Annotated in this window: 6 protein-coding genes; all 6 read right to left on the reverse strand. The window is 45.9% G+C overall.

The window, feature by feature from the left end:
* Window positions 1-49 precede the first annotated feature (49 nt).
* The 6 genes from uvrA to dxs all read right to left on the reverse strand — a co-directional run bounded on the left by uvrA (window position 50) and on the right by dxs (window position 12,059).
* Window positions 50-2,881, reverse strand: a complete 2,832-nt coding sequence (gene uvrA / locus G460_RS0115615) for an excinuclease ABC subunit UvrA (protein ID WP_026956243.1) — start codon at window positions 2,879-2,881, stop codon at window positions 50-52.
* A gap of 117 nt (window positions 2,882-2,998) precedes the next feature.
* Window positions 2,999-4,786: a M14 family metallopeptidase gene (locus G460_RS21975; RefSeq protein WP_051316074.1), complete on the reverse strand. Its 1,788-nt coding sequence runs from the start codon at window positions 4,784-4,786 to the stop codon at window positions 2,999-3,001.
* 87 nt (window positions 4,787-4,873) lie between these two features.
* Complete coding sequence (glgP, locus tag G460_RS0115625) at window positions 4,874-6,532, reverse strand: alpha-glucan family phosphorylase (RefSeq protein WP_026956244.1); 1,659 nt, start codon at window positions 6,530-6,532, stop codon at window positions 4,874-4,876.
* Window positions 6,533-6,720: 188 nt separating this feature from the next.
* The gene (locus G460_RS0115630; RefSeq protein ID WP_026956245.1) at window positions 6,721-9,252 is read right to left on the reverse strand and encodes a M14 family metallopeptidase; all 2,532 of its coding nucleotides are present in this window, start codon (window positions 9,250-9,252) and stop codon (window positions 6,721-6,723) included.
* 117 nt (window positions 9,253-9,369) lie between these two features.
* Complete coding sequence (locus G460_RS0115640; RefSeq protein ID WP_026956246.1) at window positions 9,370-10,140, reverse strand: alpha/beta fold hydrolase; 771 nt, start codon at window positions 10,138-10,140, stop codon at window positions 9,370-9,372.
* A 5-nt stretch (window positions 10,141-10,145) separates the two neighbouring features.
* Window positions 10,146-12,059 carry a 1-deoxy-D-xylulose-5-phosphate synthase gene (gene dxs, locus G460_RS0115645; RefSeq protein ID WP_026956247.1) on the reverse strand — a complete coding sequence of 638 codons (1,914 nt, stop codon included), beginning with the start codon at window positions 12,057-12,059 and terminating at the stop codon, window positions 10,146-10,148.
* Window positions 12,060-12,082: the final 23 nt, after the last annotated feature.

Below are 12,082 nucleotides of genomic sequence, written 5' to 3' on the forward strand. Positions count from 1 at the left end.
GAAAATTTGGATTGTGATAAAAGGAATATAGCACTGATTTTCCCCTGTATCAGCTATTTAATTCCATTTTGAGAAATCTTCCCGTGTGACTTTTTGGGTGTACCGCAACTTCCTCCGGTGTGCCGCTGATCAGAATATTTCCTCCTTTATTGCCTCCCTCAGGTCCCAGATCTACGACATAGTCCGCTACTTTGATTACATCCAGGTTGTGTTCGATGATCAGAACTGTATTTCCCTTGTCGACAAGTTTTTGCAAAACAGACATCAAGAGGGCAATATCCTGAAAATGGAGACCCGTAGTAGGTTCATCTAAGATGTAGAATGTTTTTCCTGTATCTTTTTTCGAAAGCTCTGTGGCCAATTTGACCCGCTGGGCCTCTCCTCCAGAGAGTGTCGTGGCATGCTGACCTAAGGTGATATAGCCCAATCCTACGTCATGTAGAGTTTTGATCTTTCTGAGGATTTTAGGTTGGTTTTGGAAAAACTCTACTGCTTGCTCGACTGTCATATCCAGTACATCTGAGATGGATTTTCCCTTGAATCTCACTTCCAAAGTCTCCCGGTTGTAGCGCTTTCCTTTGCAGGTTTCGCATGGGATATGCACATCTGGAAGAAAATCCATCTCAATCAGTTTCATGCCTGCACCTTCGCAGTCCTCACATCTTCCACCCTTCACATTGAAAGAGAATCTTCCCGGTTTATATCCTCTGATTTTGGCCTCTGGAAGTTCTGTGAAAAGAGTTCGGATATCAGAGAATACCCCTGTGTAAGTAGCAGGATTAGATCTTGGGGTTCTGCCGATCGGAGACTGGTCCACCTCGATTACTTTATCCAGATAGTCCAAGCCTGTAAAGCTCTTGTATGGCATCGGGTCCTTCTTAGAATGATAAAAATGCTGCCGAAGGATAGGGTACAATGTCTCGTGGATAAGTGTACTTTTTCCACTTCCCGATACCCCGGTGATCAAAGTAAGAGTGCCTAGTGGGATCTCCAGATCCACATTTTTCAGATTATTGCCAGTGGCTCCCTGAAGGATCAAGCTATTGCCTTTGCCTTTTTTACGTTCTGTAGGAATTGGAAGGCCGATTTTCCCTTTGAGATAATCAGCGGTGACACCGCCTTGATTGAGAAATTCTTTGGGTGAGCCAGATGCCACCACATGTCCTCCATGTCGACCAGCTCCCGGCCCCATGTCCAAGATAAAGTCGGATTCCAGCATCATGTCTTTGTCATGCTCTACGACCAAGACAGAATTGCCCAAGTCCCGAAGGCTCTGAAGTGCCTGAATTAATTTGACATTGTCCCGCTGATGCAATCCAATGCTCGGTTCGTCGAGAATGTAGAGCACACCGACCAGCTGGGTACCGATCTGCGTGGCCAATCTGATTCGCTGGGCTTCTCCTCCTGATAGAGTTCGGATCGGTCGATTGAGAGTCAGGTAGTCCAAGCCAATATCGAGTAGAAACCCAATTCTTTTGCGGATTTCCTTAAGCACTTCCTGTGCTATGATCTGCTGTTTTTCGCTGAGTCGCTCTTCTACATTTTCAAACCATGCTCCGAGGTTTTGGATATCCATCACTGCCAGCTCACCGATATGATGCGCTGCTATCTTGAAATGCAGCGCTTCTTTTTTCAGGCGATAGCCGTGGCAGTCTGGGCAAGTCTGGGTGACTGTAAATTCTGACACCCACTCTTGAATCTTTTCAGAGCTTCCTTCTTGATATTTTTGGAGAAAATTGACAATTCCTTCGAATGTCGTATGCCATTTGGTGCCGGGATGCTTGACTGAGTCTACTGCCACTTCCACTTTGTCACCGTAAAGGAGCACGTCAATGACATTGGCAGGAAGCTTTTCGATCGGCGTACTCATGCTGCACTTGTAGTGCTTCAGGATGGCTTCTATTTTCTTAAAGATCCAAATATCCCGATACTCGCCTAGAGGAGCGATGCCTCCCCGCGTAATGCTCAATTTCGGGTCTGGGATGATGCTTTCTTTGGTAATTTCCTCAGTGATGCCCAGGCCATTGCAGGTGGGGCATGCGCCATAGGGACTATTGAAAGAAAAGGTGTTGGGGGCAGGTTCGTCGTAGGACAAGCCTGTCTCTGGATCCATCAGGTATTTCGAAAAATGGTGGATTTCACCAGATTCTTCTCGGGTCATCATGACGCCTTTGCCATGCTGTAAGGCAGACTTGAGTGATTGAGTGATTCTAAATCGATCTTCTTCATCAGCGATGATCCGATCTATCACAATCTCAATATCATGGATTTTGTAACGGTCCACTTGCATCTTGGGGACCATCTCCATGACTACTCCGTCTACACGGACTTTTGAAAAGCCCATTTTTCGGATTTGCTCAAAAAGCTCCCGATAGTGCCCTTTTCTACCTTTGACGACCGGTGCCAATAGGTATAGTTTTTTACCTGCAAATTTCGCAAAAAGCTGTTCGATGATCTGATCTTCGGTCTGCCGGATCATTTTTTTGCCTGTCTCATAAGAATAGGCCTCCCCAGCTCTGGCAAAGAGCAATCGCATGAAATCGTAGATTTCCGTCACTGTACCTACTGTGGAGCGGGGATTTTTGGATGTGGTTTTTTGCTCAATAGCGATGACTGGTGAGAGTCCATTGATCTTATCCACGTCAGGTCTTTCCATGCCTCCCAAAAAGGATCGCGCATAGGCAGAAAAGCTTTCCAAATACCTCCTCTGACCCTCCGAATAAATCGTGTCAAATGCAAGAGAGCTTTTGCCACTACCGCTAAGGCCCGTGACTACCACAAGTTGGTTGCGGGGAATCCGAATGTCCAGGTTTTTTAAGTTGTGCTCACGAGCACCAAAAATCTCAATAAATTCTTCCTGTGTAGCAGGGGATTGACTCATCATTGACGGGAAAGATTTAAACGGCGAAGGTACTGATAAATCAGGGGATCTACCAGACTAATTCCAATAACCCAGTGAGGGCGGTCTTGGTTTCTATTGGAGGTTCAATTTTTGATTTTACCACTCCCGACCCACTGGGATGACTTTCCAGTTTTGGTCGAAATAAGGAGTCTGCTCATAGAACCAGCGATAGATCCTTCTCGGATTGCTGGCAAATTCAGCATCTTTGGCCTTCTCAGCTTCCAGACTAGCCTTCAAAGCTGGGTTTTGCTCCAGCATCTGGATCATCATAGGCTCCATGATGTATGTTTCCATGTATTCTGTTTGGGAGAAAATACTGTTGAAAAAGCCCCATTGGAAAAAGCTGTCCACAGACTCAGGTTCTAGCAATATCACGATCAATTCTTTCAGCTTTTGCTGGGTAGGAATCCGTACGGAGCCTGGGAGAAATGATTGTTTGCGTGTGATAGTTTCTGTGGCGAAAGATTGGATACGCATTTGTCCCTCGTAAGGCTGAGTCCCCATTTTGTACTCGGTGACTTTGGAATAGTCCAGTTCGTGTTCCTGCATTTCATCCAAAAATTCCATTTCCACTCCATGTTTTTGGAGCTTTTCGATAAGATCGGTCCATTCAGAGGATATCCAATATGCGGTGGGAATTTGTACAGATTGCACGGGAACGTCCATCAAAAGACTGGGGACTTTTTGCTCAAGGGCTTTCCCCTCCCAGACGACATATTCAGCTCCAGTGAGGGTGGATTTTTCTTTGTGTGATGCGATGGCCTTGAAGTCCATTGTGTCTGCAGGGTTTTCGCGGAAAGCAAACTTTACAGGAAGGCTATTCTCTTTTTGATTTTGATCTTCAGCTATCGCTTCTTGGATGGTGGTATAGTGCGTAGCGATGCTTTTGATCGCTTGCTCCAGAAACACATAAGTCCCCAACACTCGCTGACGAAAAGGCTTCAATGAATGGTTTTCTATCAAAATGGATGGAATGTGGCGAATGTCTCCATATGTATGAGAAAATCTCGGGCTGAAGGAGAATGCGACATTTCCTTCTGAGAAGTCATCTCCATTTGCTGCGAAAAGCAAAGGCCCAGGAATATGTCCTGCCTCACTTAGGGCTTGATCGATTTCCGGCTGGAGATCTTCTGCCAAAAACTTGCTGATTGCAGGAGAGTAGCCTCCGGTTTTGACATAGCCGTAGGTGACATCATATTGATAATCGGCTCCATCTGTGACATGGACATCTACGTAGAGGTCGGGCTGATAGGTGGTGAGGACATCGATGACTGCATCGATCCCGGCAGTTTCTATTTTGGTGTAATCTCGATTGAGATTAAGATTACGGGCATTGGTTCGCCATCCCATTTCTCTGGGACCTCGCTGATTGACTCGCCCAAAGGCGCTTCTTCTCTCATGACCATCTACGTTGAGAATGGGGATGAAAAGAATGTTTGCCTGATCCAAAAGTGCTCCTTTGCTACCATGAGCTATGTCCCGAAAGAGCATCATGCCAGCATCTTTTCCGTCGATTTCACCGGCGTGAATTCCTCCATGAAAAAATAAGAGAGGTTTGTCTTCCGCTCCGATATTTTCTGAATCGACTTGTTGGTTTTTCGAGGCGATAAGCATCCAAATAGGTCTTCCCTGCTCGCTTTTTCCAATTGATTTAAGTGAAATATAAGGGCTGGAATCTGCTAATTTTTTGATCCATTGGTAGGTGTCTTCATAGGTTGGAGACTCTGTGAGGTCACTAAGTTCTCCGGGAGTCACCCAAGGATGGTCTTTAGCTACTATCAGGCTTTCTGAGCTGCCCGTCCAAGGCATGAGTGGAGGCATGACATCCTGTGCCAAGGTAGTGAGGCTGCTTAGAAGAAAAGCCAGTAGAAGTGATTTTTTCATAGGGTTCAATTTGGGCCTAAAATAAAAGCTCTCATCGAATATTCCGATGAGAGCTATGGTAAGTGACAGAGATCGTCTAAGAACGGACTATTCCTTATACATCAGCTCATAGTATTCTCTGGCCATGCGGTTGCTTTCAAAAAAACCGACAACGTCTTTCATTCCCTTTTGAACGATTTGTCTCCAGCGATTTTTGTCCTCATAGTAGGTGGGCAAGATTTCATTTTCCAAAATTTCATACAGTTTGTTGAGATCATATTCATCTTGCTCTTGTACATTCATGGATGCATAGTCGGGAGATGGAACGATAAAGCTGTTTTCACCATGTTGGGCAAACTCACAGATCCAACCATCATAGGTGGAAAAGTTGACGCTGCCGTTCATCGCCGCAGTCATACCAGAAGTGCCTGATGCCTCTCGTGGTACACGGGGATTATTCAGCCAGATGTCAGATGCTTGCTTGAGTTGCTTGCTAAGAGTGAGTTCGTACCCTACACAGACAGCCATATTCGGATAGTTTTTGCTGAGATGTACCAGTTGATTAAATACCGATACTGCTCCATAGTCTAGCGGGTAGGGCTTGCCGGCCCAAATGATCTGGATCGGCCGCTCCTTGTTTTTCATCAATTGATCAAACCTTTTCAAATCCCGTGTGATGAGTTCGGCACGCTTGTAGGCAGCAAAACGTCGTGCCCAGACGATAGTGAGAATGTCTGGATCAAGTAATTGCCCTGTCTGATCAGCGACGATTTCGAAGGCTCTTTTTTTCAAGAATCTTTTCCTGTCATCGAAGGCTTCCTGATCTGCTGTCTCCTCATGTCGGTAGAGCTGCTTGTCCGCCCAGTATTGATAGTTTTGGGAATTGGTGATGTGGGTGATTTCGGGGATGTCAGCTTGGTTTTTCCACATTTCCCTACTCACTTGACCATGGAGTCTAGAGACTCCGTTTGCCTTGCGAGCAAAACGCAGGGCTGCCAAGCTATGATTGAAATTGTCTCCATTCATGCCTGTCAGGCTTTTGACCTCCTCTATAGAATAGCCATTGAAAAAGCTCATTTTATTGAGCAAGTAATAGTCATGGTTTTCATTGCCTGCTTCTTCAGGTGTATGAGTGGTGAAAACCAGTCGCTTTTTGACTTCTTCCTTGGATCCGAATTTGCGAAGCAAATGAAAAACGGCACTCACTCCATGGGCTTCATTGAGATGATAGATATCAGGGTTGAAATTGAGTTCATCCAAGAGTTTGGCACCTCCCAGACCGAGCACCTGACATTGGGCGATTTTGGCGGCTGTATCTGCATCATACAGCTTGTGCGTAATCGTCTGGCTGAGGTAGTCGTTTTCTGGGACATCTGTACTGAGCAAAAATAGGGGCGCACTGTCAAATGTCTCTGGTGCAAGATAGTATGCTTTGATCCAAACGGGGACATCGTGAACGGTAATTTGGAATTTGAGGCCGGTGTCGATAAGAAAGCTATAAATTTTCTCATACCATTCGGGCTTGAGTGTCTGATCCTGATTGCGGCCTTGATCATAGTAGCCGTATTTCCAAAGGATGCCGATTCCGATTAGGTTTTGGCGGAGCTCATAGGCGCTCCTCAGGTGTGAGCCGGATAGGAAGCCTAATCCTCCTGAGTAGATCTTGAGAGGCTGATGGATGGCAAATTCCATTGAGAAATAGGCCGTTTTGCTGGAATATTCAGGAGCTACCTCATAGGGCACCTGAAAATTTTTGAAATCTGTCATGAATTGGAGTGGTTAGAGAGTTGGTAAAAACAGAAAAGTATCTTTCTCCAATGTATCGAAAAATGCCGGTTTAAAGAACTTCAGAAAATGAAGATTTCTTTAAGTGTCCAAGACAAATCTAGAGGCTTGACATAAAAAAACCGACTCCTGATTGCAGAAGTCGGTCTTGATCTAAAAAGGATGAGATTTTACTGCCCTACCATAAAGATGGCGTTGCTTAGTACTAGCTTACCGGATTCCCAGAAACCTCTGAAAATAGGATTGTCCACAAAGTAAACGATAGTTCCCCGACCTTGTCTTTCGGCACCGATAGCAAGAGATTCTCCCATTTTTGACTTGATTTTGTAACCAATGTAGCCTGTTCTGTAGGAGTCATTGGACAAGATCTTCCCTGCATTGACGCCATTGTCCATGTAGGCGTAGTGGTTTGAGTTATTTTTTAGCGTATAGTATTTGCCTCCAGTGCCATAGCCTAAAGGATGCGTCATATCCATATCCACCTGATAGATGGATCCTGCAGTTCCCCCCGAGATAGCGAGTCTCTCGCTTTCTAGGTAAGGCTCCAATCTTTCGCTTTTGGCGATCTCGCCAGATTCCTTTTCAGCAGCTTTCTTGGCATCGTCTGTATCAAAGGTTTTCAATGCAAATCCTTCTTTGTTGGCAAATAAATTGACTGCGCCATCGATGGCGATCAGCTTACCTCCAGCCTTGACCCAGTCCATCATTTTGTCCATGGCTGGCTTGGCCATTCCTCCTCCCCACATCGAAGGCAGGATGATCACATCATATTTGCTGAGATCATAGCGCGTCAAATTATCCATTTCCAGATTGGAAAGCGGGTAGTTCAATTCTTTTTCGAAGAAATGCCATACTTCTCCATATCCCAAAGAGGACGTTCCTTGTCCACCGATCAAGGCGACTTTTGGAGCTTCGATTTCGCGGATATTGGGCGAGCCAAAGTCTTTGCCTTCTTCCATATAGCCAGTCATGGTAGTGGCCAGCTCGATACCAAATTCATTGGCGGTGTCTGTCACTTTTTTGTCAAAATCAGCGACGTATTTGTTGTCTCCCTTTGTGATTAAGAGTGAGCCTGCAGAGAAGCTCTTGCCCTCTACGGTAAATGGGAATTCAGGGTATTTCACTCGGATTCCCTGATTGAAGAGGCTGGTCAAAAATGCTGCAGCTCGGGTACCTTGCCAATTGGCTATGTAGGCGACAGGTGTTTTTCCAGGGGTATTGGTGCTGAATTCTGGCTTTTCGTAAGCGGCGCTCGGATCCATACGGCTTTCCAAAGCGTAAGCTTCTAGGCCATAAGCATAGGGCATAGCCCAGCTGGTGATGTCATACGTGATGCTGTCGTTCAGTTGAGGGTTTGGTTCAAAGAAAACCTGAGCCAAAACAGATTTAGGCTGGTAGGCAGAGATCACAATATCCTCCTCAGACGTGGAGAAAGACTCAGATTTGCCTGTTTGATAAGCAAAGCCTTTCAGTCCTGATTTGCTTCCAGCTTTTCCGTATCTAATTCCATTTTTATCCAGTAATTCCAGCAGTTTAGCCAGCTGGGCAGGGTTGCTCTCCCCTTTGATGACAAAGCTTTTGTATTGTCCTTTTGGGTTGGATGAATTTTCTTCGTAGTAGTTGGCAAACTCCTCCAGCAACTTATCAGAGTGAGCACTGGTCATTTCTGCAGCAGACATAGCGGCAGTGTAGTGACCTTCGATCCGATAGCTCAAAGTCACAGTATCTCCGACGGCATTGAAGCCTCCGATACCGGCCTGGCCGCCGCCGCCCTGCTCAATAGTCATCCCAATCGCACCATTGTACATGGGGTAGGTGTCTCCATAAGAAGGGTACAGCAAGTCAAATCTTTCTTTGGTGAAATAAAAACGACCCATTTCATCAAAGTATTTGGCGGTGTTTTTACCAAAAATATCTTGGAACTCATGTTGCCATTCAGTCAATTGCTCGTGCAGAGGCTCCGCTGCTGGGGCCATGTAGAAGGGATTATTGATCCCCTGCTCGTGAAAGTCCAAGTGCAACTGCGGCATCCACTCTTGGTAGACCTTGAGTCTAGCCTGAGACTCCACCTGTACCTGCCAGGCCCAGTCTCTGTTGAGATCAAAAAGATAATGGTTGGCTCTACCTCCAGGCCAAGGCTCATTGTGCTCAACGGATTGGAGGTCCGGTTGCAGCGTCGTATTCATTTTTTGATTGTACCAGTTGGCATATCGATCTCTTCCGTCTGGGTTGATTGCCGGATCGATGATGATGATCTGATTTTTGAGCCATTCCTGAGAAGTAGCATTATTGGGGTCAGCAAGTGTGTGAAATGAAGAAATAGCTGCTTCCATTCCGACAGATTCATTGCCATGTACATTGAAAGACATCCAGTTGATAGGAATGGAAGTGCTGGGTGATCCGTCCATCAAGCCGGCTCTTTTCAAGTTGTCAGTACGGATTTGCTCCAGGTTTGCCATGTTTTCGGCACTGGAAAGGATGGCGATGATCAGTGGCCGCTTTTCATTCGTCTCGCCATATTGGATGAGTTTTACATTGGGGTTGTTGGCTGCGACATGCTCAAAATAATCCACCATGCGGTGATGGGGAGTGAATCGATCGCCGGGTTTGTAGCCGAGAAACTGCTCAGGTGTCTGGATTTGCGCTTGCGCAAAGCTGATTCCCAAGCAGAGTAAAAGGGAAAGGAGTAAGGTTTTTTTCATAGCTGTTGATTCGTTCGATGCCGAATTTAACTGGAAAATGGAAAGTGAGAAAACCAAAGGTGGAAAAGACACCCTCTTGGCAGTAATTCCTGAGAATAAGAGAGAAAGCAGGTGCTTTTAAAGCGAAGCTTTGAGGCAAAAGTCGCGGATCATCCAGAGCGTTTCAGCTTTTCGCTCATACATGCCCATGTGTCCCGTCTCTCCCAATTCAAAATAATCGGAAAAAGCATGTTTTTGTGCGCGGCTAGCCTCGATTTTGACAGAGCCATCCTGCGTACCTGCGATGAGAAGCTTTGGGCCAGCAAAATTTTTCAAAATATCCAGACGGTCTTTTCTGTCTCTCATTGCTTCGGTAAAAGCGATCAAACCATCCAAAGTAGATTCCTTGGCTTGTTCGACTGCTGTCTCCAGGGCTGTAGCCAATTCTTTTCTGCGATTTTCCGGGAAAAGCTGGGGTACGAAAGAAGTAGCGAATTTTTCAGCCCCGTTTTTTTTCAGAAAGGAAATTGCGCGATTGCGCATTTGTTTTTTGTCAGGGTCGTCGGCAAAGGCAGTACTATGAAAAAGGCCCACAGCTTTGATTTTGCTTTGCATCAGTTCTAGTAGTGCCAAGGCTACATAGCCGCCGAGGGAATGGCCGATGATGATGGGGTTTTCTATGTCATTTTCATCCATCCATTCTTCCAAGAGCACGGCTATTTCTTCCAGAGAAAAATGGTTTTGGAAAATGGGGCTTTGCCCAAAGCCAGGCAAATCAGGACAGATGACGCGAAAGTCTCTGGAAAGCTGCTCGGCAAAATCGGTCCACATGGCGCCAATTTCACAGAATCCATGGATCAAAATCAATACTTGGCCTTCGCCTTTTTCAAAAAAATGTATGGAAGACATCGGGGTTAGCTAAGCTTTTCCACTGTCGCCATACTACGTACAGCGCTGGCTATTCCTCGAGGATCAAATCCACAAGCCTCTTGTAGTTCGATTTGCTCGCCATGTTCGATGATTTCGTCAGGAATCCCAAGTCGTTTTACCTGAGCTTGGTAGCCATGGTCCATCATCCATTCGAGCACTGCGGAGCCAAATCCTCCCATCAGGCAGCCGTCCTCTACTGTCACCACTTTGCTGAATTTCCCAAAAATCTCATGGAGTAATTCTTCATCCAGCGGTTTCACAAATCTCATGTCGAAATGAGCAGGGTTGAGTCCTTCGGAAGCGAGGGTTTCGCAGGCCTCCACGGCATAATTTCCAATATGTCCTATTGTCAGAATAGCTACCTCTTCTCCTTCTTTGATGATTCTACCTTGTCCCAGAGGAATACCTTCAAATGGTGTTCTCCACTCTGGCATGACGCCTTTTCCTCTTGGATATCTGATAGAATAAGGGCCTTCATGGGAAAGGGAGGAATACATCATATTTCTCAATTCCTGCTCATTCATAGGAGCTGCTACCACTAAATTGGGGATGCATCTGAAATAAGCTATATCATAGGCCCCGTGATGGGTAGGTCCATCAGCTCCTGCAAATCCTGCTCGATCCAGGCAGAAGACAACTGGTAAATTTTGCAAACACACATCATGGACGACCTGATCATAGGCCCGCTGCATGAAAGTGGAATAAATATTACAGAATGGTTTGAGTCCTTGTGTGGCAAGACCTGCGGAGAATGTCACAGCATGCTGCTCAGCTATCCCCACGTCAAATGCCCTGTCTGGCATCGCCTCCATCATGATATTCAAAGAAGACCCAGAAGGCATAGCTGGAGTGATACCCATAATGCGTTCATCCTGCTCCGCCAGTTCTACAAGCGTGTGTCCGAAAACATCCTGGTATTTGGGAGCTTGCGGCTTGGAAGGTGATTTTTTGTAAATCTCACCCGTTACTTTGTCAAAGGTGCCCGGCGCATGCCAAGTGGTTTGATTTCCTTTTTCGGCAGGCTCATAACCTTTTCCTTTCACTGTCACACAATGAAGGATTTTTGGGCCTGGAATGTCCTTGAGATCGTCTAAGATTTCCACCAAGTGATTGACATCATGTCCGTCTACCGGACCAAAGTATCTCAAATTGAGAGACTCGAAGAGGTTGCTTTGATTGAGCAAGGCAGATTTGATCGCCCCTTCCACTTTTGAGATGACCTCTTGAGCGGAGCTGCCAAATTTGCTGAATTTCCCGAGCAATTTCCAAACTTCATCTTTCACCTTATTATAGGTATGAGAAGTAGTGATATCTGTGAGATAATCTTTCAAGGCTCCGACATTGGGGTCGATAGCCATGCAGTTATCATTTAGAACAATCAGGATATTGGAATCAGAAACACCGGCATGATTCATCGCCTCAAATGCCATCCCTCCAGTCATGGATCCATCGCCGATGACAGCTACATTTTGGATGCCAGTGCCTTTGTATTTGGATGCCACGGCCATACCCAATGCTGCTGAGATGGATGTGCTACTATGTCCTACGCCAAAGGAGTCGTACTCACTTTCTTTTCTTTTAGGAAAACCTGAGATGCCTCCGAAGATTCGGTTGGTATGAAACTGATCTCTTCTTCCAGTGAGAATTTTGTGTCCGTATGCCTGATGTCCCACATCCCAGACCAGCTGATCTTGAGGGGTATTGAGCACATAGTGCAAAGCTACGGTAAGCTCTACCACACCGAGGCTAGCGCCAAAGTGTCCTCCATAGACGGAGACATTGTCCACGATGAAGTGTCTCAATTCATCACAAATCTGGACCAACTTTTCCTTCGGAAATTTCTTTAAGTCCTCAGGACTATTGATTTGAGCTAGTAATTCTCCCGGTTCAATCAGCATCTATCTAGGCATTTTAAAGTCTG

The organism is Algoriphagus vanfongensis DSM 17529, from assembly GCF_000429465.1.
Taxonomy (GTDB): Bacteria; Bacteroidota; Bacteroidia; order Cytophagales; family Cyclobacteriaceae; genus Algoriphagus; species Algoriphagus vanfongensis.

Bases quoted from the DNA above. Each gene is read 5' to 3' on its own strand.
- uvrA (WP_026956243.1), bottom strand. From the start codon at position 2,881: ATGAGTCAATCCCCTGCTACACAGGAAGAATTTATTGAGATTTTTGGT.
- G460_RS21975 (WP_051316074.1), bottom strand. From the start codon at position 4,786: ATGAAAAAATCACTTCTACTGGCTTTTCTTCTAAGCAGCCTCACTACC.
- glgP (WP_026956244.1), bottom strand. From the start codon at position 6,532: ATGACAGATTTCAAAAATTTTCAGGTGCCCTATGAGGTAGCTCCTGAA.
- G460_RS0115630 (WP_026956245.1), bottom strand. From the start codon at position 9,252: ATGAAAAAAACCTTACTCCTTTCCCTTTTACTCTGCTTGGGAATCAGC.
- G460_RS0115640 (WP_026956246.1), bottom strand. From the start codon at position 10,140: ATGTCTTCCATACATTTTTTTGAAAAAGGCGAAGGCCAAGTATTGATT.
- dxs (WP_026956247.1), bottom strand. From the start codon at position 12,059: ATGCTGATTGAACCGGGAGAATTACTAGCTCAAATCAATAGTCCTGAG.